Origin of the sequence: Paraburkholderia azotifigens (assembly GCF_007995085.1) — a bacterium.
Lineage (GTDB): Bacteria > Pseudomonadota > Gammaproteobacteria > Burkholderiales > Burkholderiaceae > Paraburkholderia > Paraburkholderia azotifigens.
Window position 1 is genome coordinate 1,120,530 of the sequence record NZ_VOQS01000005.1, and the last position, 25,390, is coordinate 1,145,919.

The 25,390-nt window shown below is 63.9% G+C and carries 25 protein-coding genes; 8 read left to right on the top strand and 17 right to left on the bottom strand.

Going from position 1 to position 25,390, the window contains the following annotated elements; translation table 11 throughout:
• Positions 1-67: 67 nt before the first annotated feature.
• The 4 genes from FRZ40_RS37035 to FRZ40_RS37050 all read left to right on the top strand — a co-directional run bounded on the left by FRZ40_RS37035 (position 68) and on the right by FRZ40_RS37050 (position 3,465).
• A complete protein-coding gene (locus FRZ40_RS37035) occupies positions 68-523 on the top strand; it encodes a CesT family type III secretion system chaperone (RefSeq protein ID WP_028364194.1) in 456 nt (151 codons plus the stop codon).
• A gap of 59 nt (positions 524-582) precedes the next feature.
• A complete protein-coding gene (locus FRZ40_RS37040; protein WP_147237505.1) occupies positions 583-1,041 on the top strand; it encodes an MEKHLA domain-containing protein in 459 nt (152 codons plus the stop codon).
• 235 nt (positions 1,042-1,276) lie between these two features.
• The gene (locus tag FRZ40_RS37045) at positions 1,277-3,067 is read left to right on the top strand and encodes a nitrite/sulfite reductase (RefSeq protein ID WP_147237506.1); all 1,791 of its coding nucleotides are present in this window, start codon (positions 1,277-1,279) and stop codon (positions 3,065-3,067) included.
• A complete protein-coding gene (locus FRZ40_RS37050) occupies positions 3,064-3,465 on the top strand; it encodes a DUF934 domain-containing protein (RefSeq protein WP_147237507.1) in 402 nt (133 codons plus the stop codon). The genes FRZ40_RS37045 and FRZ40_RS37050 overlap by 4 nt, the downstream gene beginning before the upstream one ends.
• A 98-nt stretch (positions 3,466-3,563) precedes the next feature.
• Here FRZ40_RS37050 and cyoD read toward each other — a convergent pair whose 3' ends face one another.
• Genes cyoD through cyoA form a run of 4 tightly spaced genes read right to left on the bottom strand, consistent with a single transcriptional unit; the run spans position 3,564 to position 7,484 of the window.
• Complete coding sequence (gene cyoD / locus FRZ40_RS37055) at positions 3,564-3,947, bottom strand: cytochrome o ubiquinol oxidase subunit IV (protein ID WP_147237508.1); 384 nt, start codon at positions 3,945-3,947, stop codon at positions 3,564-3,566.
• Entirely contained in the window at positions 3,944-4,558 is a 615-nt protein-coding gene (cyoC, locus tag FRZ40_RS37060; protein ID WP_147237509.1) for a cytochrome o ubiquinol oxidase subunit III, read from the bottom strand. Before cyoC ends, cyoD begins: the two co-directional genes overlap by 4 nt.
• A 2-nt stretch (positions 4,559-4,560) precedes the next feature.
• Complete coding sequence (cyoB, locus tag FRZ40_RS37065) at positions 4,561-6,561, bottom strand: cytochrome o ubiquinol oxidase subunit I (protein WP_147237510.1); 2,001 nt, start codon at positions 6,559-6,561, stop codon at positions 4,561-4,563.
• 5 nt (positions 6,562-6,566) lie between these two features.
• Complete coding sequence (cyoA, locus tag FRZ40_RS37070) at positions 6,567-7,484, bottom strand: ubiquinol oxidase subunit II (RefSeq protein WP_147237511.1); 918 nt, start codon at positions 7,482-7,484, stop codon at positions 6,567-6,569.
• 251 nt (positions 7,485-7,735) lie between these two features.
• Here cyoA and FRZ40_RS37075 point away from each other — a divergent pair, with 251 nt between their 5' ends.
• The gene (locus tag FRZ40_RS37075; protein WP_240057452.1) at positions 7,736-9,145 is read left to right on the top strand and encodes an aminotransferase-like domain-containing protein; all 1,410 of its coding nucleotides are present in this window, start codon (positions 7,736-7,738) and stop codon (positions 9,143-9,145) included.
• Positions 9,146-9,364: 219 nt separating this feature from the next.
• On the opposite strand, the gene scpA is transcribed toward FRZ40_RS37075, so the two are convergent.
• The 10 genes from scpA to FRZ40_RS37125 form a co-directional block, all read right to left on the bottom strand.
• Complete coding sequence (gene scpA / locus FRZ40_RS37080; protein ID WP_147237513.1) at positions 9,365-11,464, bottom strand: methylmalonyl-CoA mutase; 2,100 nt, start codon at positions 11,462-11,464, stop codon at positions 9,365-9,367.
• Positions 11,461-12,276: a Pnap_2097 family protein gene (locus FRZ40_RS37085; protein ID WP_035540994.1), complete on the bottom strand. Its 816-nt coding sequence runs from the start codon at positions 12,274-12,276 to the stop codon at positions 11,461-11,463. The genes scpA and FRZ40_RS37085 overlap by 4 nt, the downstream gene beginning before the upstream one ends.
• Before the next feature lie 2 nt (positions 12,277-12,278).
• Complete coding sequence (locus tag FRZ40_RS37090; protein ID WP_147237514.1) at positions 12,279-13,571, bottom strand: MSMEG_0569 family flavin-dependent oxidoreductase; 1,293 nt, start codon at positions 13,569-13,571, stop codon at positions 12,279-12,281.
• Positions 13,572-13,636: 65 nt separating this feature from the next.
• Positions 13,637-13,921 carry an MSMEG_0570 family nitrogen starvation response protein gene (locus FRZ40_RS37095; protein WP_028364207.1) on the bottom strand — a complete coding sequence of 95 codons (285 nt, stop codon included), beginning with the start codon at positions 13,919-13,921 and terminating at the stop codon, positions 13,637-13,639.
• Positions 13,922-13,944: 23 nt separating this feature from the next.
• Positions 13,945-15,111 (bottom strand): MSMEG_0565 family glycosyltransferase, encoded by a 1,167-nt coding sequence (locus tag FRZ40_RS37100; protein WP_147237516.1) that lies wholly within the window; start codon positions 15,109-15,111, stop codon positions 13,945-13,947.
• A complete protein-coding gene (locus FRZ40_RS37105; RefSeq protein WP_147237517.1) occupies positions 15,108-16,094 on the bottom strand; it encodes a sll0787 family AIR synthase-like protein in 987 nt (328 codons plus the stop codon). The genes FRZ40_RS37100 and FRZ40_RS37105 overlap by 4 nt, the downstream gene beginning before the upstream one ends.
• Positions 16,091-16,654, bottom strand: coding sequence for an MSMEG_0567/Sll0786 family nitrogen starvation N-acetyltransferase (locus FRZ40_RS37110; RefSeq protein WP_028364210.1), 564 nt, complete (start codon positions 16,652-16,654; stop codon positions 16,091-16,093). The genes FRZ40_RS37105 and FRZ40_RS37110 overlap by 4 nt, the downstream gene beginning before the upstream one ends.
• A 2-nt stretch (positions 16,655-16,656) precedes the next feature.
• Positions 16,657-17,790 carry an MSMEG_0568 family radical SAM protein gene (locus tag FRZ40_RS37115; protein ID WP_147237518.1) on the bottom strand — a complete coding sequence of 378 codons (1,134 nt, stop codon included), beginning with the start codon at positions 17,788-17,790 and terminating at the stop codon, positions 16,657-16,659.
• Positions 17,759-18,781: a Nit6803 family nitrilase gene (locus tag FRZ40_RS37120; protein WP_028364212.1), complete on the bottom strand. Its 1,023-nt coding sequence runs from the start codon at positions 18,779-18,781 to the stop codon at positions 17,759-17,761. The genes FRZ40_RS37115 and FRZ40_RS37120 overlap by 32 nt, the downstream gene beginning before the upstream one ends.
• 18 nt (positions 18,782-18,799) lie before the next feature.
• The gene (locus FRZ40_RS37125; protein ID WP_012403844.1) at positions 18,800-19,282 is read right to left on the bottom strand and encodes an MSMEG_0572/Sll0783 family nitrogen starvation response protein; all 483 of its coding nucleotides are present in this window, start codon (positions 19,280-19,282) and stop codon (positions 18,800-18,802) included.
• A 409-nt stretch (positions 19,283-19,691) separates the two neighbouring features.
• Here FRZ40_RS37125 and FRZ40_RS37130 point away from each other — a divergent pair, with 409 nt between their 5' ends.
• Entirely contained in the window at positions 19,692-21,083 is a 1,392-nt protein-coding gene (locus tag FRZ40_RS37130) for an aminotransferase-like domain-containing protein (RefSeq protein WP_147237519.1), read from the top strand.
• A 21-nt stretch (positions 21,084-21,104) separates the two neighbouring features.
• On the opposite strand, the gene FRZ40_RS37135 is transcribed toward FRZ40_RS37130, so the two are convergent.
• Both FRZ40_RS37135 and FRZ40_RS37140 read right to left on the bottom strand, forming a co-directional pair.
• Positions 21,105-21,851, bottom strand: coding sequence for a glucose 1-dehydrogenase (locus FRZ40_RS37135; RefSeq protein ID WP_028364214.1), 747 nt, complete (start codon positions 21,849-21,851; stop codon positions 21,105-21,107).
• A gap of 269 nt (positions 21,852-22,120) precedes the next feature.
• The gene (locus tag FRZ40_RS37140) at positions 22,121-22,816 is read right to left on the bottom strand and encodes a CBS domain-containing protein (RefSeq protein WP_028364215.1); all 696 of its coding nucleotides are present in this window, start codon (positions 22,814-22,816) and stop codon (positions 22,121-22,123) included.
• A gap of 160 nt (positions 22,817-22,976) precedes the next feature.
• On the opposite strand from FRZ40_RS37140, the gene FRZ40_RS37145 reads away from it, so the two are divergent.
• Together FRZ40_RS37145 and FRZ40_RS37150 are read left to right on the top strand one after the other, a co-directional pair.
• Complete coding sequence (locus FRZ40_RS37145; RefSeq protein ID WP_028364216.1) at positions 22,977-23,933, top strand: universal stress protein; 957 nt, start codon at positions 22,977-22,979, stop codon at positions 23,931-23,933.
• Between the two features lie 144 nt (positions 23,934-24,077).
• Complete coding sequence (locus FRZ40_RS37150) at positions 24,078-24,776, top strand: SagB/ThcOx family dehydrogenase (protein ID WP_035541050.1); 699 nt, start codon at positions 24,078-24,080, stop codon at positions 24,774-24,776.
• Positions 24,777-24,920: 144 nt separating this feature from the next.
• On the opposite strand, the gene FRZ40_RS37155 is transcribed toward FRZ40_RS37150, so the two are convergent.
• Positions 24,921-25,385, bottom strand: a complete 465-nt coding sequence (locus FRZ40_RS37155) for a universal stress protein (RefSeq protein WP_028364218.1) — start codon at positions 25,383-25,385, stop codon at positions 24,921-24,923.
• Between the last annotated feature and the right edge of the window lie 5 nt (positions 25,386-25,390).

The following is a 25,390-nucleotide window of genomic DNA, read 5'->3' on the forward strand; positions in this document are numbered from 1 at the left end:
TCTGCGAGGCGGCCGGCTGCGCTCGTCATCCGCATGAATCTCTCCTGTTTGAACGGGTATTCGCACCGTGAGTGAAGACCGCTACGTAGAACTCGTCGCGTCGCTGTGCGAGGCGGTGGGCTTGCCCGATGTTGAGCACGTGCTGGAGACGCATTCGATCGAAGTGGGCGGGCTCGATGTGCGCCTCGACTGCTACGACGAAGATCCTCTCGCCATCTATCTGAGCTTCGATTTCGGCGCGGTGACGGCGGGACGCGTGTCGACCGTCTACCGGCTGATGCTCGAAGCGAATCTGCTCGTGTACGCGCAGGATCAGGCGCAACTCGGCCTCGATTCGGACTATGGCAACGTCGTGCTGCTGGTGCGCGTGCCGTTCGACGACGCGCCGACTGGCGAGACGCTCGCCGACCTGCTCGCGCATTACTCGGAGCACGGCGCGTACTGGAAGCAAAGCATTCTCGAAGCAAGCGACGAGCGTTTCGAAGCGATCGTGACAGGCAACTTCTCGTGGATCCGCGCATGACATCTGTGCGCAAAACATCGTCACGCTAGAATGTCGCGACCGCCTGGAGACTCCAACCGATGGACTTGCGAACCGATCCGAACTTCTTCAACCTGCTGACGGGCAGCTATGCGCGGCTGCTTGGCACGGACCTCGTTCCGAAACACGAACGTGTCGACGATGCCATTGCATGGCTGTATCAAGACGCGCCCTTCGGGCTGCTCGCCCACAATGCCGCCGACGACCCCGTGTTCGTCTACGGCAACCGCCGCGCGCAAACCCTGTTCGGCTACGACTGGATCGAACTGACGGCCCTGCCGTCGCGCCTCTCCGCGGAGGCGCCGGAGCGCAGCGAACGCCAGGCGTTTCTCGATCAGGTGACGCGCGACGGCTACGTGTCGGGCTATCGCGGCGTGCGCATCGCGAAGACGGGCGGGCGTTTCTGGATCGAACGCGCGACAGTATGGCAACTGATCGACGAGCACGGCGAACTGCATGGCCAGGCCGCTATGATTCCGCACACCACCGTCTTGTCCTAGCAGTCCGCGCACTCACCCTTCTTTCATCCTTCTTTCGAACCGGGGCCACGGCGCCCCGTTTTTCTCATCTGCTGCCGTCATTTTCGCGTCATCTGCGTCTTGCCGGTCCGCACGCCCGCCGTTAGATTCGACATACATGTCCCCGTCGGAACGACAGCCCGATGGTTTCGGCCGCCGTTCCGCATCCCCAGGCGCGAGCGTCACACGCATGCTTGCGCCGTCCTCTTGGTAAGCCATGTATCAGTACAACGAGTTTGACAAAGCATTTCTGCTCAATCGGGCCGCGCAGTTCCGCGACCAGATCGAACGTTGGCAGGACGGCCGGTTGAGCGAAGACGCCTTCCGTCCCTTGCGGCTGCAAAACGGCTGGTATGTGCAGCGGCACGCGCCGATGCTGCGCGTGGCCGTTCCGTACGGCGAGCTGTCGAGCGCGCAGCTGCGCGTGCTCGCACGCGTGGCGCGCGAATACGACGCGCCCGAGGCGGACGTCTATCGTCAGGCGCTGGACGCGCAACGCAAGCTCGGCACCGTTCGACTGCCGACGCATCACGCGCACTTCACGACGCGCACCAACGTGCAGTTCAACTGGATTCCGCTTGCGAAGGCCGCCGACGTAATGGACCTGCTCGCGACCGTCGACATGCACGGCATCCAGACCAGCGGCAACTGCATCCGCAACATTTCATGCGACGAGCGCGCGGGTGTCGCGCCCGACGAAATCGCCGACCCGCGGCCCTTCGCCGAAATCATGCGTCAGTGGACGACGCTGCACCCCGAGTTCGCGTTTCTGCCGCGCAAGTTCAAGATCGCGATCACGGGCGCGGACGACGACCGCGCTGCGACCGACTGGCACGACGTCGGCCTGCGGCTGCGTTATGGCGAGAATGGCGAACTCGGCTTCCGCGTGACCGTGGGCGGCGGCATGGGCCGCACGCCTGTGATCGGCACGGTGCTGCGCGAGTTTTTGCCGTGGCAGCACATCATGAATTACATCGAGGCCGTGGTCCGCGTGTACAACCAGTACGGCAGGCGCGACAACAAGTACAAGGCGCGCATCAAGATTCTCGTGAAGGCGGAAGGCCGGAAATACATCGACGAGGTCGAGGAAGAATTCCGCCAGATCGTTGAGCATGACGGCGGCCCGCATACGATTCCGCAAGCCGAACTGGAGCGTGTGAGCGCGTATTTCGTGCAGCCTGCTACTGAGTCAGTCAACAAAGCTGCCGATCCGAACGCGGTCGCGAGGGTTCGCGATGCTTCGAGCCAGCATCCCGCCTTCGCGCGCTGGCTGGAGCGCAATGTCGCGCATCACAGGAATCCGCAGCTGCGCATCGTCACGCTGTCGTTCAAGCGTCTGCTGCAAGCGCCCGGCGATGCATCCGCCGATCAGCTCGATCAGGTCGCCGATCTCGTCGACCGCTTTTCGGCGGGGGAAGCACGCGTCACGCACACCCAAAACATCGTGCTGCCGTGGGTGCACGAGAATGATCTGCTCACGTTGTGGGAGGCGGCACGCGGCGTCGGACTGGCGAGCGCCAATGTCAGCCTGCTGACGGACATGATCGCGTGTCCGGGCGGCGACTTCTGCGCGCTCGCGAATGCGCGCTCACTGCCCGTTGCGGAAGCGATCACCGAGCGCTATCAGGACATGGACGAACTCGAGGATATCGGCGAAGTGGATCTGCACATCAGCGGCTGCATCAATTCGTGCGGCCATCACCATAGCGGACATATCGGCATTCTCGGCGTCGACAAGGACGGCGCGGAGTGGTATCAGGTCACGCTCGGCGGATCGGATGGATCGCATGCAAGCGGCGCTGCGCAGCCAGGCAAGGTGATCGGGCCATCGTTTTCCGCGCACGAAGTGCCCGACGTAATCGATGCCGTGTTGCGCACCTATGTCGAGCACAGAACGCAGTCGGGCCCGCGTCGCGAGACCTTCATCGAAACGGTGCGGCGTATCGGCGCCGATCCGTTCAAGGCGGCGGCGAATGCCGTGCGCACGCCCATGGAGGTGTCGGCATGAACGGGAAAACGCGCATCCGCATTCTCGCTGCCGCCCATCATTCCGGCGATACCGTCGAACACGTCGTCTCGCTCGACAACGACGCCGATCCGTTTGCGTACAGCGACGCTATCGCTGACGCGAATCGCGTCGAGCTTCACTTTCCGAGCTTTACCGATGGCCGGGCCTTCAGCCAGGCGTATCTGATCAGGCGCCGGCTGGGCTTCACGGGCGATCTGCGCGCAACGGGTGAGGTGCTCGTGGATCAGCTGATCCAGATGGAACGCACGGGATTTTCGAGCGCCGTGCTAAGCGCCGATGTCGATCCCGCCGATGCGCAACGCCAGCTGGATCGATTCGCGGCGTTCTATCAGGGCGATGTGGTTCGCGATGCGCCGTTCAGGCAGCGCGACAGGTAATCTTCGAAGCGAGTGGTCCGCTTCATCTTGTCGAGTGAAGCGAACCCCAGCGAAAACGCAGCAGACAAAGGGCGGAAACCGCCCTTTTTTAACGTCGTTCAATCGCGCGCCAATGCGCGCTCGATAGAAATCTGCGTCGGCATCATGTTCACGTTCGCGTTGTGGATCACCCACAGCGAGCCCGCCACAACGATCGCGATCAGCAATGCCGTGCACACGAAAATCCCCGTGTTCGAGCGCTGATCCGCGGACGAACCCAGGTGCAGGAAGTAGCGCAGCTGCACCAGCAACTGCGCGACGCACAGTACGACCACAGCCGTCAGTCCCATCGTGCGCGGCACGAGATGCCCCATGACCACGCCGAACGATGCGAACGTCAGCGCCAGCGACAGCAGCATACCGATCACATAGCTCTTCACGTTGCCGTGCGAAGCGTGTTGATCGTGCGCATGGGCCGCCTTCGATTCAGATGTTTTGTTCATAGAAATTCACGCAGATAGACAAGGCTGAACACACAGATCCACACCAGATCGAGGAAGTGCCAAAAGAGACTCAGGCACGCGATCCGGCGCCGCGTGACGGGCGTGAGACCGAACTTGCCGATCTGATGCATCGTCACGACGATCCACAGCAAACCCGTCGTCACGTGCAAACCATGCGTGCCGACGAGCGTGAAATAACCCGACAGGAACGCACTCGTCGAAGGCGCCGCGCCGTCGCTCACCAGCTTGGCGAACTCGTACACTTCCATGCCGATGAAACCCGCTCCCAGCACGAACGTCGCGGCGAGCCAGCCGATCACCTTGCCGCGCTCGTTCGCATACACGTTCAGCATGCCCATGCCGAACGTGAAGCTGCTGGCAAGCAGCAGCAGCGTTTCGCCCAGCACGTAAGGCAGTTCGAACAGCTGCCTGCCCGTGGGCCCGCCCGCCGTCGCGTTGGCGAGCACGCCGAACGTCGCGAACAGCGTCGCGAAGATCAGGCAGTCGCTCATCAGGTAAATCCAGAACCCGAGCGTCGTGCGGGTGCCGTCGTCGTGATGGCCGTGCGCGTCGTGCTGATCGCCGGCCCCGTAGGTCGATACGCTTGTCATGGTCAGGCCATCTCCGCAATGTGCTCGTGATCGCCGCTTTCCAGCAGCGCGAAACGCGCGTTCTCGATCCGCTCGACTTCCGCGGCGGGCACGTAGTAATCGACGTCCTGATCGTACGAGCGCGCGATGAACGTCGCGATCATGCCGATCAGCCCCACGGCAGCGAACAGCCACATGTGCCACACCATCGCGAAGCCGAACAGCAGGCTGAACGCGGCGATGATGAAGCCCGCCGCCGTGTTGCGCGGCATGTGAATGTCTTCGTACTTCCGGGGCTGCACGTAGGCGCGTCCCGACTGCTTGTCGTCCCAGTGCTGCTCCAGCGACGTGATGACGGGAACGTGCGCGAAGTTATAAAACGGCGCAGGCGATGCCGTCGACCATTCGAGGCTGCGCGCATTCCACGGATCGCCCGTGACGTCGCGGTTCTGCTCGCGGTTACGGATGCTCACCGCGAACTGGATCAGCAGCGCGAGAATGCCCATGCCGACGACGACAGCGCCCACCAGCGCGACGACCAGCCACACATGCCACTCGGGCACCGAGTAGTGATTCATGCGGCGCGTCATGCCTTCGAAACCGAGGATGTACAGCGGCGTGAACGCCAGCCAGTAACCGACCAGCCAGCACCAGAACGCCACCTTGCCCCAGAATTCGTCGAGCGTGAAGCCGAACACTTTCGGGAACCAGTAGCTGATGCCCGCGAGACAGCCGAACACGACGCCGCCGATGATCACGTTGTGGAAGTGCGCAACGAGGAACAGACTGTTGTGCAGCACGAAGTCCGCGCCCGGCACCGCGAGCAGCACGCCCGTCATGCCGCCGACGGCGAACGTCACCATGAAGCCGATCGTCCAGAGCGTGGACGAGTGGTAGCGGATACGGCCGCGATACATCGTGAACAGCCAGTTGAAGAGCTTCACGCCCGTCGGCACGGAAATGATCGACGTCATGATGCCGAAGAACGCATTGACGTTCGCACCCGAGCCCATCGTGAAGAAGTGATGCAGCCAGACGAAGAACGACAGAATGCCGATCGACGAAGTCGCATACACCATCGACTTGTAGCCGAACAGCGGCTTGCCCGAGAAGGTCGCGATGATCTCGGAGAACGCGCCGAATGCGGGCAGAATCAGGATGTACACCTCCGGGTGGCCCCAGACCCAGATCAGGTTGATGTACATCATCGCGTTGCCGCCAAGCTCGTTCGTGAAGAAGTGCATGTCGAGATAGCGGTCCATCGTGAGCAGCGCGAGCGTGCCCGTCAGCACGGGGAACACGGCGACAATCAGGATGTTCGTGATCAACGCCGTCCAGCAGAACACGGGCATCTTCATCAGGTTCAGACCGGGCGCGCGCATGCGCAGGATCGTCACGATGAAGTTGATGCCGCTCAGCGTCGTGCCCAGTCCCGAGACCTGCAGCGACCATATGTAGTAGTCGACGCCCGTCGTTGGACTGTAGCCGAGCTCGGACAACGGCGGATACGCGACCCAGCCCGTCGCCGCGAAATCGCCGACGAACATCGAGATCATCACCAGCACCGCGCCCACGACGGACAGCCAGAAGCCGAGCGAGTTGACGAACGGATACGCGACGTCGCGAGCGCCGAGCTGCAGCGGCACGACGACGTTCATCAGGCCGAGAATCAGCGGCGTCGCGACGAAGAAGATCATGATGACGCCGTGCGCGGTGAAGATCTGATCGTAGTGATGCGGCGGCAGATAGCCCGCTGCGTCGCCGAATGCGATGGCCTGCTGCGCGCGCATCATGATCGCGTCGGCGAAACCGCGCAGCAGCATGACGAGCGCGAGAATGATGTACATCACGCCGATCCGCTTGTGATCGACGGAGGTAATCCACTCCTTCCACAGATACGGCCATTTGCCCGCATAGGTGAGCGCGCCGAGCAGCGCGAGACCACCCAGGATGACGACGCCGAGCGTGCCCATGATGATGGGCTCGTGATACGGAATCGCATCGAGCGTAAGTTTTCCAAACATTTCCACTACTCCGATACCAATGCTGCGTGTGAAGGCAGGCGTGCCGGCTTGACGTACATGTCCGCGTTGGCCGTCGTGCAGATCGGGCGGCCGCTCGCATCGCGCATGTACTGATAGACGATGCCGTCGAAGAGCCCCGGCGCCACGTTGCTATACAGCGTCACGGCGTTCTTTCTGCTCGGCTGCTGCAGCACGTCGTAGGCGGCGACGTCGAGCGTTGTCGGCGACGCTTTCGCATGCGCCACCCAGGCGTCGAACTCGCCGCGGCTCGTGACGACCGTATTGAAGTCCATATCCGAGAAGCCGGGACCGCTGAATGCCGACGAACGGCCCGCATACGTGCCCTTGCTGTTCGCGATCAGATGCAGTTGCGTCTGCATGCCGGACATCGCGTAGACCTGGCTGCCCAACTGCGGAATGAAGAACGAGTTCATCAGCGATTCCGCCGTCAGACGGAAATCGACGGGCGTATCGACGGGCAGCGCGAGCTGGTTGACGGACGCCACGCCGTAGTCGGGGTAAATGAACAGCCATTTCCAGTTCAGCGCGACCACTTCCACGCGCACGGGCTTCACGTCGGACTCGATCGGCTTGTATGGATCGAGGCTGTGCGTTGTCTTCCAGATCAGCACAGCAAGCGTCGCGACGATGATGCACGGAATCGTCCACACGACGACTTCGATCGTGTTCGAATGCGCCCACGTCGGCGCGTACGTGGCCTTCGTGTTGGACTCGCGGTAGCGCCACGCAAAGTACAGCGTCAGCGCAATCACGGGAATCACGACGAGCAGCATCAGGCCGAGCGCGATCAGGATCAGGTTTTTCTCCTGCACGCCGATCGCGCCTTTCGGATCGAAAAGCACCATGCTGCAGCCGCCCAGCAGGCTAAGCGCGCCGGTTGCGGCGACGCGGCCTGCGCGCACGAGATGTCTTCGGAATGGATGAGAGCGGGGCCAGCGTCCCGCTGTATGGGGAGAACCCCCGGGTGTAGGTGGGTTGCGCATGCTTTCAGGTTGGTTGCCGGGTTACATAGCCCCATGCATCTATCCCCCAACCGTCGATCAGACGCGATTTTCCCGCCATGGCGGCGGCCTTCCAGCGGATACATACATAGGCTATGGCGGCGCATGCTAGAGTAAGACATATGCCATACATGCGCGACAAGATGCCACACATGCCTTCTTCATCAGCTACACGCAAGCGCGCCGCGCGGCGGCCCGACTGGATTACCAGCTTCGCGGAGAACGGCAAGGCGCGCTATCTGCAGATCGTCGATCTGATCGAACGCGCCGTCGCCGACGGCAGGCTGAATCCCGGCGACCGTTTGCCGCCGCAGCGCAAGCTGGCGGAGATGATCGGCGTGGACCTCACTACGGTGACGCGCGGTTTTGCCGAAGCGCATCGGCGCAACCTGATCGAATCGCGCGGACCGCTCGGCACGTTCATCGCACCGCCCAAGGCGACGTTCATGCAGCAGATCGACCTGAGCATGAACATTCCGCCTTCGCCTGCCGATCTCGATCTCGCCATGTTGCTCAAGCGCGGGCTTTCGCAGGTGCTCGTGCGCAGCGACATCGATCTGCTGATGACGTATCAGCTGGGCGGCGGCAGCGACACGGACCGTCAGGCAGGCGCTGCGTGGCTCAAGCCCATCCTCGGGCGCGTGGACCCGTCGCGCGTGGCCGTGACGCCGGGCGCGCACTCGGCGCTCGCCGCGCTGATTCTGGCGCTGACTCAGGCGAACGCGCCCATCTTTACCGAGCAGCTGATCTATCCGGGTCTGCCGCTGATCGCGCGGCAACTGGGACGCACGCTCGATGTGATCGGCTGCGACGAATACGGCATGCGGCCCGACGCGCTCGACGCGGCCTGCGCGCATGCGGACGGCGGCCTCATCTATCTGAATCCGACCATTCGCAATCCGACCGCGCAAACCATGCCCGCGCAGCGTCGCCAGGATCTGCTCGCCGTCGCGGCGCGCCATGACATTCCCGTCGTCGAGGACGATCCGTACTGGCTCTTTGCCGACGATCCACCCGCGCCGCTTGCAACGCTCGCGCCGCAGCAGGTGTATTACCTGTCCACGCTGTCCAAATGCATCTCGCCGGGCCTGCGCGCGGCGTTTCTGGTGCTTCCGGATGCTGGCGCGCAAGAGGCGTTTCTGAAGGCGTTGCGTTCGCTGTCGCTGATGTCGCCGCCGCTGACCACTTCACTGGTCACGCAATGGATACTCGACGGCACCGCAACGGAAGTGCTGACGGGCATCCTGAAGGAATCGGGGGAACGCCTGCTGGCGGCCAAACAGATACTGTCGACGGTCGGCATGGCGGCGTTCAGCGGCGCCATTCATGTGTGGCAGCCGCTGCCCGCGCATTGGGCCGCGCAAAGCCTCGCGGCGGCGGCGCGCACGGAAGGCCTGGTCGTTGCGCCCTCGTCCGCGTTCTGCCAGGACGGCGACGTGCCGAACGCGATCCGCATCTCGCTCGGCGGGTGCGCGCGGCGCACGGAATTGACGTCGGCGTTGCGCAAGCTCGCGGCATTGGTCGAACGCAAGCCGTCGGCCGACGACCGCTTGCTGATCTGACGCGTGGCCGTCATGCATCGCATCTGCTGCGCTGAATTCTTCGCCAACTGCTGCTGTACGAAAGCCGGCCGCGCAAGAATAATGCCGTCAACGTCGCTTCGGGCATTTCCTTCCTCCTTTTAACCGGAGCGCGTCGGGATCACTGCGCGAGTGCCCGCGGCCCTCGGCCTTCAACCCGCAGAGCTTGCAGCAGCAATGTTGTATTGCGCGTGGCAAGCACTAAACCTCGGCATCCATAAGGTGCCGAGGTTTTTTTATTGCAGCGCGAACGGCAAGCGACGCCAGTTCGATGACGATCGTGCAGACGCTCGCGCCCGTGGGAAAGCAGCCGGCCACGCCTCGTGCCTTCAACGCAAGCTCACTCGCGTCGTCGATATTTCCGCCCGCGACGACGGGAATACGTGCTCGCCGATTGCGCAGTTCGTCGAGCAGATGCGCCACCAGTTCGATATGCGCGCCCGCCAGCGACGATATGCCGATCACGTCGACGCCATGCGCCACTGCCAGTTCGCAGGTTTGCCCGGCAGACGCGAACATCGCCCCCGTCGTCACCGCAAAACCCGCGTCCGCGAGAGCCGCAGCAACCACGCGTATGCCGCGGTCGTGGCCGTCCTGGCCGAGCTTGGCCAACAGAATGCGGGGCGCCCGGCCCAATTGCCGGGCTGCTTGCGCGACGGCTTCGCATGCCGCCTGCCATTGCGCGTCGGACGAGAGTCGCGCGCCGTACAGGCCGGCCGACAGTGGCAGATCGATGGATTGCCGCGGCCACACGGCTTCCAGCGCTTGCGTGCATTCGCCCACTGTGGCGCGCGCCCGCATGCATTCAATCGTCAATTCCAGCAGATTGCGCTCGCCGTCGCGCGCTGCCTGTTGAAGTGCGACGAGCGCATCGCTCACGCGCCGTGCGTCGCGGGTGCGCTTCGTCTGATCGATGCGCCGCGTCTGCAACATCCGGATCTGCGCCGCATCCACGCGCTGCGATGCGATCGGCTCGTCATCGGCGACGAAGCGGTTCACGCCGACGATCACACGCTCCCCGCTTTCGATATCCGCCTGCGCATGCAGCGCTGATTCGTGAATGCGTTCGCGCACCCAGCCCGAACGTATCGCGTCGACGACACCGCCGCGCGCATCGATCTCATCGAGCAACGCTCGCGCGCGCGACGCCAGCTCCGCCGTCAGCGCTTCCATCATGTATGAACCGGCCCACGGATCGACCACGTCGCACACGCCTGTTTCGTGCTGCAGCACCAGTTGCGTGTCGCGAGCGAGCCGCGCCGATTGCGCGGAAGGCAACGCCAGCGCCTCGTCATACGCGTTGGTGTGCAACGACTGGGTTCCGCCAAAGATCGCGGCGAGCGCCTCGACCGTCGTTCGCACGACGTTGTTCATCGGCTTTTGCGCGGTCAGCGACCACCCCGAAGTCTGGCAATGCATGCGCAGCGCACGAGCCTTGTCCGACGTCGCGCCGCTTCGCGCAGCGATTTCCGACCACAGCAGACGCGCGGCCCGCAGTTTTGCGATCTCGACATAGAAGTCCGTGCCGACGCCGAAGAAGAAGCTCATGCGCGCGCATGCGGCGTTCGCCGGCATGCCGCGCTGCACGAGCGTCTCGACGTAGGTGCGCGCGTTGGCCATCGTCAGCGCGAGTTCGAGCACGGCGTCCGCGCCCGCTTCCTGAAAGTGATAGCCCGATACCGACAGCGCATTGAAGCGCGGCACGTTTTGCGCAAGGTAACTGGCGACGTCGGCAGCGATGCGCAGCGACGGTTCCGGCGCGAAGATGCCCGTGTTGCGCACCATGAACTCTTTGAGAATGTCGTTCTGGATCGTGCCTCGCAGTTGCGACGGGTCTATGCCGCGCTCTTGCGCGGCGACGATCAACGCGCCGAGCACAGGCAACACCGCGCCGTTCATCGTCATCGACACGGACACGCGTTCGAGCGCAATGCCCTCGAACAGGCGGATCATGTCCTCCACGGTATCGATCGCAACGCCCGTCATTCCCACGTCGTCGCGCGCGGCCGGATCGTCAGAATCGTAGCCGCGTTGCGTCGGCAGATCGAACGCGACCGATAAGCCTTGAGCGCCTTCCGCCAACGCCGTGCGGAAAGCGAGATTCGTGTCGGCGGCCTGCGCGTAGCCCGCGTACTGGCGTATCGTCCACGGCTTGTCCGTGTACATCGACGCAAACGGCCCGCGCACGAACGGCGCCTCGCCCGGCATGCTGTCGAGATGCGCGATGCCGTCGATGTCCGCATGCGTGTAGACGCTCGCGAGCGGCACGGCGTGGCGGCGCCGCATCGGGTTCGCGCTCATCGGCGCCTCCAGCGCTTTTCAGTCGTCACATCGGCGATCTTCATGCCGTCGCTCTTGCGCCGCACTTCCGTCCAGTGCCGGATGCCCTGCTCGTCTTCGAATCGCCCGATCATCCGTACGCTCAACACATCGCCGACATCGACATTGCCGTAGTAGAACAGCGAGCGGCTCGTGACGACGGGTGGCTCGTCGTCGCGCCGCCACTGCCATTCGGCGCGATCGACGAAAGCCTGGAAGCTCGCGAAGTACAGCAGGTCCGCGCCGTTGAAATCGCTGTTCGGACACGGTAAGAATTCGACTGGCTCGTTCGCCGCGTGTGCGAGATCGGGCAACGCGGCGCGGTCCGCACCGCGCAGGCGCCTGCTCATCTTCGCCAGATGCAACGCGCGCTCGGGCATCGGCACGATCTCACCCGTCAATTCAGCCAGCGCCGCGCGCGCGACGGATCGATTGCTGCGCGCCTCGCCGCGCGTGACGAATGCCGACGACATGGAAAGCTCCGCGATCTGCGCGTCGCCGCGCACGATACGATGCGTGCTGAAATGGCGCACCGGCCCGGTCCTGCACAGCGCGCTATGCAGGTCGAACGCGTCGTCTTCGGAAATCGAATCGAGGCCGCTGGTCTGCAGGCGGATGGCCGTAAAGGCCGCATACGAGCGGCTGCCATTGTCGTCGCGAAAGTCCGTCTGCGCGCGGCTCGCGTGCGCCGCAAGCGCCTCCCAGTGACGATGCCCGCACTCCTTGAGCAACCAGTTCTCCGACAATCCCGTGTAGCTCAACTGCGGCATGCCTGCGCGATAGCGATGGATCATGTTCACGCCGCGAGACTCGTCGATGCCGCGTCGAGCGCCGAGCGAATCGCGCCCACGACATGTCCGGCATCGCGTGCGATGCCCGAGAAGCGGCCCGATCCCCATGTATGCAGCCACGGCAAGCCGATGAAATACAAGCCGTCTTGCGGCGTGATGCCGCGATTGTGGGCGGGATAACCGCGTCCGTTGAACACGGGTGCATCGATCCAGCTGAAATCAGGTCTGAACCCAATACACCAGATGATCGACGAAATCCCGCTCGCAGCCAGATCGAGCGAGGTGCGCTCGCGTTCCGGCCGCCACACGGGTGTGTATGGCAAGCCGGCAGGCGCATCGATGCCCTGCCTGCAGATGAACGCATCGATACTCGCATTGATGCGGTTATACGTATCGTCCGCGCTGTCCAGGCTGGCGATCAGGTTTGGCGCGAATTGCAGGCTGCCGTCGCGCAGATCGTCGAGCCGGCCATACAGTTCCATGCCCTCCAGCGCGAAGCGCCGCAGGTCGATATCGCGGCCGCCGTCGCGGCCCGTCACATAGTGGTTCGTGTTGTCGCGCACGCCTTCGCGCAGCGGATGCTGATCGACGGGCATGTCGTAGTAGCGCATGTCCGCGAGCCAGTCGACGACGTCGCGGCCACGATAGAAGCGCGCGCAGCGCGGCGCTTCGCCGACGGCGAGATAGACCTTGCGGCCCGCCAGGTGCAGATCTTCCGCGATCTGCGCGCCGGACTGCCCCGAACCGACGACGAGCACCGCCCCGTCGGGCAATGCGTGCGGATTGCGATAGTGCGACGACTGCATCTGCACGATCCCGGACGGCAGACGTTCGGCCATGCGCGGCACGATGGGCGTGTGATAGCCACCCGACGCGACCACGACATGATCGGCCGTGAAGTCGCCGTTCGAGGTGGACACGAAATAGCCGCCCGACGGCAACCGCTTCACCTTGCGCACCTCCGTATGCTCGAGTACAGGCGCGTCGACCATGTCGATGAACCCGTCCAGATAGGCAATGATCTCGTCCTTCTTCATGAAGCCATGCGGATCGTCGCCCGTGTACGGATAACCCGGCAACGCACATTGCCAGTTCGGCGTGACGAGGCAGAACGCATCCCAGCGCTGCGAGCGCCACGTATGCGTGACTGTGTGCTTTTCGAGCACGAGATGATCGATGCCCGCCTCTTTCAGGTAGTAGCTGATCGACAGGCCCGCCTGGCCGCCGCCGACCACGATGACCGTATGGTGCGGCACTCCGTTCGATGCATCTTGAACAACGTTGTTCGCGTTCGACATGATTCGTTCCTGCGTTCGATCTGAATGCGGCGTGCGCGCGTTTGTACGACGCGCCGCATCCGGGTTCACAAAAGTTCGACGACCTTGACTTCCGCCTGGGGATCGACGGCGAAGCGCCGCGCCTGGTCCTCGATCTGCGCGAGCTGATCCATCGCCGCCGAGCACGCGAAGCCGTACTTCTCGCGCACGCGTTCGGAGCCGATATGCAGCGCCTCGCGTGCACGCCCCACAAAATCGGCAAGCGCATAACACTGCCCCGCGACGAAGAATTCGCCGACCACGGTCGAAGGGGAATAGCAGTTGGCCTCGCTGCCGTCCGGCCACTGGACCTTGAAGTGCATGACTGGCATCACGTTTCCTTTGAGTAAAAAATTCAGACGCTGAGTGCTTGCGCGAAGTGCCGCAGATGGCTTGCGTACAGCGCGATATGACGGCGCGCGCTTTCGCGCCAGCTGAAGCGCGCCAAGAGTTCGGGGACCGCGTGTTCGAAGTCGATGCCGCCGCGTTCGTGCAATGCGCGGCGCAGCGCGTCGGCAATGCTGGCGGCGTCGCCCGGTTCAGCCCAGCAGCAGACGCGTTCGTCGAGATAGCCCGTGAACGGTTCGATCCGGGACACGACAACGGGCTTGCCCGCCGCCAGGGCTTCGAGCGTGACGAGGCCGAAGCCCTCGCGCACCGAGACCATCGCAACGACATCGGATGCGCGCATCACCGCGATAATTTCCTTGTCGTCGAGCGGACCGGTGACCGTGACCGCTTGACCGAGCGCTGCCGCACGCGCCATGAAGCGGCGCGTATAGCCATCGTGGTCGAGCAGACTCGCGCCGCCCGCGATCACGAGCTGCGCGCCGGGATGCGTCTGCTTCAGCCATGCAAACGCTTCGAGCAGTTGCAGCGTGTTCTTGCGCTCCTCGATGCCGCCCACAGCCAGCACGACCGGTTTTCCGCTGACACCGAGCTTCGCGCAGATATCGGTATCGTCGAATTCACACGCGGAATGGAAACGCTCCACGTCCACGCCGTTGTTCACCGTCGACGCTGCGATGCCGTATTCGTTGCGCATCCTTTTCGTCCACGCATCGCTGACGCACAGAACCGTGTCGGCATCCGCGAACGCGCGTCGTTGCCATTCGCTCAGGCACGGATTGTCGAAGGTATCCAGATGATGCACCGTGCGCACATAGCCGCGGATCCGCCCCATTTCGCGCAACTCCGCGAGCGCATTGCCGCTGATACTGTCTTGCGCATGAAGCACGTCGAAGCCCGACACCCCTTCTTCGAGCAGCGCCGCTTTCAACGCGTCGATCCGTGTCTGCACCATTTTCACCGTATCGCCGCCGTGCGCGGCGACGGGTGCGAGCACGACACGGCAAGGCGAGGCGCGAAACATCGGCGCGCCGCCGACGGATGGCGCGAAGACCGTCACGTCCTGCCCGGCTTCACGCAACGCACGCGCGAGTTCGAGCGTATGCACGACGCCGCCGCGCGGATTGACGGAATGCGTGAACAGCGCAATGCGCATCGTCGTGCCGCCGCTCATGCTTCCACCTCCATCGCAGCGCCGATGAACGGACTGTCGCGGAAGCTCCAGAGCAATGCCGATTCATCTTGCTGCGCGAGCACGACTTCACGCGATGCATCCACCTTGCCTATCGCCGCAGCCGCGACGCCGCGCTGCGAAAAGCGCGCGAGCACATCATTCACCTGTTCGTCGCGTACCGAGAGCAGGAAGCCGTAGCTCGGAAACGCGCTGAGCCAGCGTTCGAAATCGACATGCTCAGGACGAGGAATTGCATCGAGATCGATGCGTGCACCGACGCCCGAGCATTCCAGCAGCATCAGCGCAGTGCCGAGCACACCCGCCATGCTGATGTCCTTCGCGGCATCGCAGAGACCGCTTTCGGCAAGCTGCGGCAGCACTTCGAGATCGTCTCGCAGGCGCTGCGCGGGCGCGCCAACCGACGCGTTCCAGAACGGATAGGGATCTTCGAAGCGGCCGCGCAGATCGACGGCCATCACGAGCGTGTCGCCCGCACGCGCGCTGAAGCTCGACAGCAGCGCACGCGCGCGCCCGATGACCGACACGGCGAGCTGCGCCTGCGCGCTGCGCGTGTTGCTGTGCCCGCCGACGACGGGCACGCCATACGCTTTCGATGCCGCCGCGATTCCCTCGAGAATCTGCGCGGCCGAATCGAGCCCGTCGCTCCAAAGCGCATCGACGACAGCGAGCGCACGGCCGCCCATCGCATAGACGTCGCTGACATTGACCATCACGCTGCTGTAGCCCGCGAACCACGGCATCGTTTCGACGAAATCGCTGACGAGTCCCTCGATTGCGAAGAGCAGGTAGCCGTCGCCATCGGCCAGCGCCGCGCAGTCGTCGCCCACTGCAACGGCTTGCGCGAGATCGCGCATGCCGTTCGGCAGGCTCGACGCCAGCGACGCCACCACGCCTGCGATATCCGTTTTATGGCGAAAGCCGCGGCTTTCGCGCAACCGTTCGACTAACGCGCACAGACTCATGAGCGGCCTCGCGACGACGTGACGAATCCGCTCTCCGGCGTGAAGCACGGCGGATAGTGTTCGAGGTTCGCCTCCATCAGATCGTGCGGCCGGCCGAACAGCATTTCTTCCGCGACGGTTTGCCAATGCAGGCGCCGGAACAACGGCACGTTCTGACGCTGCACATGCGCGAGAAACGTATCGCAGCCGAGCGCATGCGCACTGCTGACGGCAAGGCGAATCAGCGTCGAGCCGAGCTTGCCGTGCGAACGGAACGCCGCATGTACTGCGAGCCGCGAACCGAGCCACGTGCGCGGACTCGTCTCGTGAATGCGCACCGTGCCGACCACCTGTTCCGGCATCCCCGCAACGCAGCTGAGCGCAACCAGCAGCTTCGCCTCACGGTCGATCTCGTCGCGGTCGTCACCGACGAAGATGCCCTGCTCGACGCAGAACACTGCGCGCCGCAGCGCGTACGCTTCGTTACTTTCCCACGGCAGCGTCGCCCATTTCACGCGGTACTCGGCGGGCGTATAGGCGAGCGGCAGTGCGTCGAGTTCGTCGAATGTCGCACAGAACATGATCAATCCTCGTACGATGCCAGCGACGAACACGCGCCGCATTTGCCGCAACCGGCCTTGATGTCGGCCGAACGCATCTGCGCATCGCGCAGCATCGCACCGAGCGGGGCGAGAATCGACTTCATGAATTCGGGCGAAGGCGCGGGGTGATCTTCGAGCGGCGTGCCGCTGATCGGCACGAACGGCACGACGAACGGATACACGCCGATATCGATCAGCTCGCGCGAAATCGCCAGGATCGCTTCGGCCGTATCGCCGAGGCCCGCGAGGATGTATGTGCTGACCTGCCCTTTGCCGAACACCGCGACAGCCGCCTTGAACGCCTCGATATAACGCGAGACGGGCACGCTCGCCTTGCCCGGCATCACGCGCGCGCGCACCTCGGGCGTCACCACTTCGAGATGCATGCCGAGCGCGTCGATGCCGCTTGCCTTCATGCGTTCGAACCACGCATCGTCGTCGGGCGGCTCGCATTGCGCCTGAATGGGTAGATCGACGGCCGCCTTGATCGCGAACGCGCTTTCGCACAGAATCTGCGCGCCGCGATCCGGCGTGGGCGGCGTTCCCGTGGTCAGCACCATATGCTTCACGCCATCGAGCAGCACGGCCGCGCGCGCCACTTCGGCCAACTGCTCCGGTGTCTTGCGCGCAATCGTGCGTCCCGCCGCAAGCGACTGGCCAATCGCGCAGAACTTGCACGTCTTCTTGCGGCTCTCGTAGCGGATGCACGTTTGCAGCACCGTGGTCGCGAGCACGTCCTTGCCGTGCAGCGTGGCGATGTGCGAGTACGGCACGCCGTCGAGCGTTTGCAGTTGCGTGAAGCGCGGCGCTTTCGGAAAACTGATGCTTGCAATCGGGATCGTGTCGCGCAACAGTGCGCTCGCGCCCGCTTCGTCCGGCGCGCCTGCGACGAACGGCGAATTCCATGCGGAACTGGTATGCACGGGCACCATGATCGTCACGCCGTCAACCGTCACGGCCTTGTGATCCGAAGGCCCCGCGCCGCCACGCCGGCTCGCGGCGCCCACGCCCGGATCGACGAGACGCAAACCCGCCGACTGCAACTCGGTGCGCAGTTCCATCATCTGACGCTGCGTGCGCGGCTCAGCCGGCGACGGGTTCATGCTGGCACTCATCGTGGCCTCCATCGGTAGTTTCCGGCGCGGTGTCCGGGCGAACGCGTTCGAACGACATCGACATCGGCGCGACGGGCATGGCGGGACGATCGTTGATCGCAAGACTCAGCAGCTCAGGCCGCGCATAGTGGCCGACCGAGTCCATCATCCGTTTGCGCTTCGTGATCAGCGACATGTCGAGATCCGCGACGACCATGCCTTCCCCCTCGCGCAGCGGTTCCGCAAGGTGCTGTCCTTCGGGCGAGACGATCGCCGTCATGCAGCCGCCTCGCAGCGCCTTTTGCAGCTTCTCGTCCGCCGTCACCGATTCGATCTGCGCCTGCGTCAGCCAGCCCGTCGAATTGACGACGAAGCAGCCCGATTCGAGCGCGTGATGACGGATCGTCACTTCGATCTGCTCGGCGAAAATGGGACCGACGAGCGAGCCCGGAAACTGGCTGCAATGGATCTCTTCGTGCTGCGTCATCAGCGCATAGCGCGCGAGCGGGTTGTAATGCTCCCAGCACGCGAGCGCGCCGACTCGCGCGATGCCCGTATGCGCGACCTTGAGCCCCGCCGCATCGCCCTGGCCCCAGATCATCCGTTCATGAAAGGTCGGCGTGATCTTGCGGCGCTTGAGCACGAGGCGCCCGTCGACGTCGAACACGAGCTGTGTGTTGTAGAGGCTGCCGTGATCGCGCTCGTTCACGCCGAGCACGACGACCATCGCGTGACGGCGCGCGCGTTCGGCGACCGCCTGCGTGACGGGGCCGGGCACGACCACCGCCTGCTCATAGAGCCGCATGTGATCGGCACCCGACGCAACGGGCGGACGCACGAACGAGAAGTACGGGTAATACGGCACAAACGTCTCGGGAAAGACGATCAGCTGCACGCGTTGCGCCGCCGCTTCGTCGATGGCGGCGCATACCCTGTCGAGCGTGCCGCCGGGCCGCTCGAAATCCGGTGCAATCTGCACCGCGGCTGCACGAATGATTCGCTGGTCGGACATGATCGGCACCCGGCGCGCTCAGACGGTCCACGTATGGATGATCAGCGCGTTCTCCTTGCGATGAAGCAGTTGCAGGTCGAGCACGTCGAGAGGATTGATCGGCCGGATGCCTTCGATCAGCGACGCTTCGCCATGACCGTACAGCGCCTGCAGCGCGAAGCGGCACGCGTACACCTTGCCGCCCTCTTCCATGAATTTGACGAGCTGCTTGTTGAAGTTCAGATGACCCGGAAAGGCTTCGTCGCCGAGCGTCGGGAAGCCCCGCTGCAAACCGAGCGTGACACCGGGGCCGTAGAGCAGCACCGACGTATCGAAGCCTTTGCGCTGCAAACGCGTGGCCTGCAGCAGATTGACGAAGCCGATCGAGCCTTCGAATGCGACGGTATGAAACGTGACGAGCGCTTTCTCGCCGGGTTCGGCCTTGACGTCAGGAAAGACCTTCTCTTCGTAGTCGACCAGATAATCGCCTTTCTGATGCAGAGGTTTGTTGACGGCAGGCATATCGCTCTCCAATAAGTCGCGTAATTGATCGGATTGCTCAACGGGACATACCCCGAATGGCGAATCGCTTAACGCAACGGATATGCCAATTTCCGGCCCGGTTCATGCAATCAACTTCCAATCAATCAAACCGCAATGGTTCGAGCGAGCCGAAAAATTCTTTACGAGCCTTGGCCGGCAGGGCTTCTCAGGGAATAGGGGCCGCTGCGCGCGCACCGGCTTCGCACATCGACGCAGCGTGTTTTGCGTGCGGATGGTGCGCGATACCCCGCAAGCGTGCATCGATCCAATCAATGCGATCAGGTTTCGAATTGAATGGAAACCGGATTATTTTTTGCGGAATTCGCGTGTTAGTTTGAATGACACATTCATGCATGCCCACATACATCCAATTCGGGAATCACAGGCAATGGACAGTCTCACGCATCACTGGCTCAAGCGGCTCACCGAGAGCCGCAAACCGGCGTATCTCGTGATACCGGATCTGATCGAAGAAGATCTCGCGAGCGGACGTCTGCGTCCGCGCGACCGCCTGCCCGGCTTGCGCGATCTGGCGGGCGCACTGCAACTGAACTACACGACGGTCGCGCGGGCCTATGCAGAGGCACGCAAGCGCGGGCTGCTCGATGCGCGTGCGGGCAGCGGCACGTTCGTGCGCGGGCGTACGCAGACGCTGCCGCTCGCGGGCGGCAGCAGTGTCGAGATGTCGATGAACATGCCGCCCGAACCGCCCGAACTCGCGGCGCGGCTGAGGGAGTCGGCGGCGCAACTGTTCGCGCAGACGGATCCTTACCGGCTGCTGCGCTATCAGGATTTTGGCGGTACGCCCGACGACCGTGCGGCGGGACGTGCATGGCTCAGGGAGCGCGTGCCCGACTGCGAAGACGATACCGTGCTCGTGTGTCCCGGCATTCATAGCGCGCTCGTCGCGCTCGTCTCGCAGCTCGCGCGGCCAGGCGAAACCATTTGCCTCGATACGCTCGCGTATCCCGGCATCAAGGCGATCGCATCACAACTCGGCGTGCGCCTGCAACCGTTGCCGCGCGATGAAGAAGGACCGTTGCCGCATGCATTCGAAGCGCTCTGCAAGACCGAAAAGCCCGGTGCGTTTTACTGCAATCCGACTTTGCAGAATCCGAGCACGCTGACGCTGTCCGTGCAGCGGCGCGAGGCGCTCGCCGACGTCGCGCTGCGCTACAGCGTCCCCATCATCGAAGACGATGCGTACGGCTCGCTGCCTGCCGACAGGCCCATTGCGCTCGCCTCGCTTGCGCCTGAGCTGACGTGGTATGTGACGGGGTTTTCGAAAACGCTCGGCGCAGGGCTGCGCGTCGCGTATCTTCGTGCGCCGACTTCGCGGCAGACGCAGCGCGTCGCGGGCGCGCTGCGCGCGACCACGGTGATGCCGAGTCCGTTCACGGTGATGCTCGCGACGCAATGGGTCAACGACGGCACCGCGCACGACATGCTCGACGCGATCCGCAAGGAAGCGAACGCGCGCCAGGCGATCGCATCACATGAACTCGCGGACTGGCACTATGACGCGCAGCCCGACGGTTTTCACTTGTGGCTGCCGATCCCCGCGCAATGCGACTGGAGCGCGCCTGAGCTGGCGCTGCAACTGCGCAATCAGGGCGTGGGCGCCGTGGCGGGCGCGGCCTTTTCGACGGACGGCAATCCGCCCAATACCATCCGTGTCTGCCTCGGCGGTCCGCAAGACAGAAACGATTGCCGCGACGCGTTGCAGCGCGTCGCGGAGACCTTGAACGATCCACATCATCTGCACATTCCGATGATGTGACAGCGCCATTACGCCGGCGTATCAGCGCATGCCGCCGCTCGCGACGATCCGTTCGCCCGTCAGCCAGCCCGAGTCGTCGGAAGCGAGAAACACCGCGATCGACGCGATATCGCGCGGCTGACCCACACGGCCCAGCGGCGTCTGGCTCACGGCCATCGTTTCGAAGTCGGAGCCGACGATACCTGCTTCGTGCGTGCCTTCCGTGATCACGATGCCCGGATTGATCGCGTTGACGCGAATCTGCTTCGGTCCGAGTTCGCGCGACAGCACGCCCGTGATCGCGTCGACAGCGCCTTTCGTGCCGCTATAGACGGCGCTCGTCGGCGGCGTGATGGTCGTCACGACGGAACTGATGTTGATGATGCTCGCGCCTTCCTTCAGATGCTTGAGCGCCGCTTGCGTCGTGAGCAGCAGGCCCAGCACGTTGATATTGAACTGGTTGTGGAACTGTTCTTCAGTGAACTCTTCAATCGGCGCGAGCTGGTAGACGCCCGAATTGTTCACGAGGATGTCGAGCTTTCCATACGTTTCGACGGCGGCCTTGATGATGCCCTCTGCGTCCGCCGCCTTCGACACGTCGCCGCCGACCGCGATCGCCTTGCCTTGCGCCGCGGTGATGTCGGCGACGACTGCGTCAGCAGCAGCCTTGCTGCTCGAATAGTTGACCACGACGGATGCGCCTTCCGCGGCGAGCGCCCTGGCAATACCCGCGCCGATGCCCTTCGATGCGCCCGTGACGACAGCGACCTTACCTGCAAGCTTGCTCATGATCTGTTTCCTCGATCGATTCGATACCGTTGAACGGGGCCCGCTGCTTTTCGAAACAGCCGGCCTGCGATGGAGAGAATGTAGACAGACGATTCGCCGCAATAAAGCGGCTCAGGGCGAATTGACTTGAAGGATCTGACGAACAATCGACGGCGAATGGGTACAGAGAGCCGCTCGCGTGGATTCTAGCGTTGAAAAATGAAAGTGCGCGACGAAGGTCCGCCGGATCTTCGCGCGCAGCGTGCAAAGTGCGTGACGGTGCCGAATCGTCACATCAAAGGCATCATGGTCGGAAAGCTCAGATGCGCGCGCGCCTCCTTCACGCCCTTGACTTCGAGCGCGGCGATGCAGAGCGCATGCTCCTCTTCTTCGGACTGGATCACGCCCCACAGATGGGCCACGCCATCCTTGACGATGACGTTCTCCTTCGTCAACGCCCAGCGCTTGCCGCTCAATGCAGCGACGATCGCGTCGGCAATCTCGCGGTCGCTCGCGGCAGGACCGTCCTGGGCCTGCGAGAACGCGGGGGCGCTTGCCAGCGCGCGGATCAGGTTGCCGCGCGTGACGATGCCGACCAGTTCGCCGCCGCGCATCACGGGCACACGCTTGATGCGGCGCGTTTCCATCATTTCGGCAATGTCGGCCACGGGTGTCCGCTCGTCGACGGAGAAGACGGCTCTACTCATCACGTCCTCGACCTTGCGTCCATGCTCCTTGACGAACGTGCTCGCCAGGTCGCGCGTCGTCGAAAACAGTTCGAGCCAGCGCGAACGCCTGGTTTCCGTTCCCGTCTCGACCCGGTGCAGCAAATCGCCTTCACTGACGATACCCACCAGCACGCCGTCCGCATCGACGACGGGCATGCCGCTGATCCTGTTGTCGACCAGACGTTGCGCGGCTTCCTGCACGGTCATGTCCGGTTTCGCGCAGATCACGGACGGCGTCATCACATCGATAGCTAACATGGTTTTCTCCTTGGCACACTGATGTAGTGTGTGCCGCCAGCAGAGAGACGGCTTGATTGAAGTCAAGCGGACCCGTCACGCGCGATGACGCACATAATCGGTCCATCTGAGCGTCTATAGTGGGTGCACGAGGTGTATGCATCGGCCGCGGAGGAACATCATGGCAAATCCAGTCGAAACGGAACACAGCGCCGTCCGCCCGTTCCAGCGCGTGCTGCTGGCCGTCGACGCCAGCGACGCGAGTCTGCGCGCGGCTCAATATGCGAACGTGCTGTTCAGCGGGCGCGCGGCCATGGCCGCCGTATCGGTTGCGGATAATCCGCGCACGCTGTTTCCGCTCGGCGCGACCACCCAGGCATTCCTCGCTGCCGCGCGCGACGAACTGCTCAGCGACGCGCGCGACGCGGTGCAGAAAATCGCGGCGCTGTTTCCGGGCACGCTGGAAACGGATGTGATCGATCTGTCGAAGCGCGACGGCGACACGGTGCACGCGCTGCTCGACACGGCGGCGCACTGGCAGGCGGATCTGCTCGTGATGGGCGCGCGTCATCATCGCGGGCTGTTGCGCTGGATCGAAGGCGCCGTGTCCGAGCCCGTCACGCGGCGCGCGAACAGTTCGCTGCTGGTCGTCCCCGAAAACAGCCGCGTCGGCACGGACCGGCGGCCGCAGCGCATCCTGTTCGCGCTCGACGGCAGCGCGCATTCGCTCGGCGCGCTGCGCATCGGCCTTCAGTTCGCATCGGCGCAGACGCAGTTGCGCGCGATCTACGTGGTCGATCGCGCCGTGCATCTGTTCGATATCGCGCCCGTCGACATGCTCGAAGGCGCGTTCATCGAAGAAGGACGCGTCGCGCTCGAACTCGCCGCGCGTATCGTCGAGAGCGAAGGACGCACGGCTGAAACCGCACTCATCGAAACCAACCGGACAGGCGACGACGTGCCGCATGCTATCGTGCGCGACGCCGAACAATGGAACGCCGACCTGCTCGTCGTCGGCACACATGGACGGCGCGGCGTCGCGCGCTGGTTCCTCGGCAGCGTCGCGACGCGCACGCTGCGGCTCGCCGATACGCCCGTTCTGTTGGCCCGCGTGCCCGAGTTGTCGCAGCAGACGTAAGCCGTGTGCGCCGCAGCTCACGATGAGCGCTTCCGGCGCGCTTGATCTGCATCAATCCGCACACTCCGAAGCATGGGACGATGCACCTACGTTCTTTCGGAGATCCGCATGCGGAAGACGCTTTCCACGCGCGGACGGCACGCCATGACCAAACCTCTTTTCCGCATCGGCGCCGCGCTGCTCAATACGCCCACGCCAAAGCCCGTCGAAGGCACACCCGTGCCCTATATCGGCTTTGCGCCCGCGCAGCGCACGGGCGGCATGCCCTTGTTCGACGCGCTCGCGGCCCGGCAGACGTCGCGCGAATTCGCGGAAACGCCGCTCGATCACGGCACGCTAGGCGATCTGCTATGGGCCGCCGACGGCATCAACCGCGATGGCGAAGGCGGCCGCACTGCGCCGTCGGCGCTCGGCGGCTATGAAATCGACATCTATGTGCTGCTGGCAAGCGGCGCATATCGCTACGATGTCGCGGCGCATGCGCTCTCGCTCGTCGCCTCCGCCGACCTGCGCGCGATGACGGGCTATCAGGAGTTTCTCGGTCACGCGCCCGTCAATCTCGTCTACGTCGCGGACCTGACGCGCATGCAGGACGTGCCGCAGGCGCAGCGCGAAGCGTTTGCCTCGGCGAGCGCGGGCGCGATCCTGCAGAACGTGTACCTGTACTGCGCATCGACGGGACTGGCGGCCGCCGCGCGCGGCTGGATGAATCGCACGGCGCTCGCCGTCAATCTGAAGCTGCCCGTCGGATCGGTGGCCCTGCTTGCACAGACGGTCGGGCATTTCGCGGTCGGACGCGGGCATCGCCCGGCAGACGAGGACTTTGCGACGACGGCATGCTGAGCGCGTCGCCAAGCACGCGGGCAACGAAGCAAAACACAAAGGGTGCCGCTCGTGGCGAACCGGGCGGCGCCCTCCTTCGTCGTTCGCTTCGCCGGTTCGCTTCGTCGATTTCGTTCTGAGACTTCCGTCGAATCAGGCTTCGAATCAGGCTTCTTCCTGCGGCTCGCTGCCGCGCACCAGCAGCACGGGACACCGCGACATCCGCACAAAACGCTCCGCGACGCTGCCCAGCACGAGCCGCTTCACGCCTCGCCGGCCGTGCGTGCCGAGCACGACGAGTTCCGCGCCGATGCGCTCCGCACAGCGCTGCAGCGCGTGCGCGACGTCGTCGTTCAGTTGCCCGGTTTCAATGAGCTCCGTCGCACACGCGACGCCCGATGGCTTGCATGCCGCCTGCGCGTCTTCCAGCGCGATACGGCCGTCGTTACGCAGAGCGTCCGTCAGCGCGACGGGATCGAAGTATCCGGCGTAGCTGAACAGCGGCGACGTATCGACGACGAAGACGGCATGCACCGTCCCGCTCGTCACCGACGCCATTTTCAGGGCCTCCTGGACCGCCTGCTTCGAGGTGTGACTGCCGTCCACCGCCACGAGGATTTTCTTGTACATGATGA

Coding starts and splice junctions, on each gene's coding strand:
- FRZ40_RS37040 (WP_147237505.1), top strand. CDS start 583: ATGGACTTGCGAACCGATCCGAACTTCTTCAACCTGCTGACGGGCAGC.
- FRZ40_RS37045 (WP_147237506.1), top strand. CDS start 1,277: ATGTATCAGTACAACGAGTTTGACAAAGCATTTCTGCTCAATCGGGCC.
- FRZ40_RS37050 (WP_147237507.1), top strand. CDS start 3,064: ATGAACGGGAAAACGCGCATCCGCATTCTCGCTGCCGCCCATCATTCC.
- cyoD (WP_147237508.1), bottom strand. CDS start 3,947: ATGAACAAAACATCTGAATCGAAGGCGGCCCATGCGCACGATCAACAC.
- cyoC (WP_147237509.1), bottom strand. CDS start 4,558: ATGACAAGCGTATCGACCTACGGGGCCGGCGATCAGCACGACGCGCAC.
- cyoB (WP_147237510.1), bottom strand. CDS start 6,561: ATGTTTGGAAAACTTACGCTCGATGCGATTCCGTATCACGAGCCCATC.
- FRZ40_RS37075 (WP_240057452.1), top strand. CDS start 7,736: ATGCCTTCTTCATCAGCTACACGCAAGCGCGCCGCGCGGCGGCCCGAC.
- scpA (WP_147237513.1), bottom strand. CDS start 11,464: ATGAGCGCGAACCCGATGCGGCGCCGCCACGCCGTGCCGCTCGCGAGC.
- FRZ40_RS37085 (WP_035540994.1), bottom strand. CDS start 12,276: ATGATCCATCGCTATCGCGCAGGCATGCCGCAGTTGAGCTACACGGGA.
- FRZ40_RS37090 (WP_147237514.1), bottom strand. CDS start 13,571: ATGTCGAACGCGAACAACGTTGTTCAAGATGCATCGAACGGAGTGCCG.
- FRZ40_RS37095 (WP_028364207.1), bottom strand. CDS start 13,921: ATGCCAGTCATGCACTTCAAGGTCCAGTGGCCGGACGGCAGCGAGGCC.
- FRZ40_RS37100 (WP_147237516.1), bottom strand. CDS start 15,111: ATGAGCGGCGGCACGACGATGCGCATTGCGCTGTTCACGCATTCCGTC.
- FRZ40_RS37105 (WP_147237517.1), bottom strand. CDS start 16,094: ATGAGTCTGTGCGCGTTAGTCGAACGGTTGCGCGAAAGCCGCGGCTTT.
- FRZ40_RS37110 (WP_028364210.1), bottom strand. CDS start 16,654: ATGTTCTGTGCGACATTCGACGAACTCGACGCACTGCCGCTCGCCTAT.
- FRZ40_RS37115 (WP_147237518.1), bottom strand. CDS start 17,790: ATGAGTGCCAGCATGAACCCGTCGCCGGCTGAGCCGCGCACGCAGCGT.
- FRZ40_RS37120 (WP_028364212.1), bottom strand. CDS start 18,781: ATGTCCGACCAGCGAATCATTCGTGCAGCCGCGGTGCAGATTGCACCG.
- FRZ40_RS37125 (WP_012403844.1), bottom strand. CDS start 19,282: ATGCCTGCCGTCAACAAACCTCTGCATCAGAAAGGCGATTATCTGGTC.
- FRZ40_RS37130 (WP_147237519.1), top strand. CDS start 19,692: ATGGACAGTCTCACGCATCACTGGCTCAAGCGGCTCACCGAGAGCCGC.
- FRZ40_RS37135 (WP_028364214.1), bottom strand. CDS start 21,851: ATGAGCAAGCTTGCAGGTAAGGTCGCTGTCGTCACGGGCGCATCGAAG.
- FRZ40_RS37140 (WP_028364215.1), bottom strand. CDS start 22,816: ATGTTAGCTATCGATGTGATGACGCCGTCCGTGATCTGCGCGAAACCG.
- FRZ40_RS37145 (WP_028364216.1), top strand. CDS start 22,977: ATGGCAAATCCAGTCGAAACGGAACACAGCGCCGTCCGCCCGTTCCAG.
- FRZ40_RS37150 (WP_035541050.1), top strand. CDS start 24,078: ATGACCAAACCTCTTTTCCGCATCGGCGCCGCGCTGCTCAATACGCCC.
- FRZ40_RS37155 (WP_028364218.1), bottom strand. CDS start 25,385: ATGTACAAGAAAATCCTCGTGGCGGTGGACGGCAGTCACACCTCGAAG.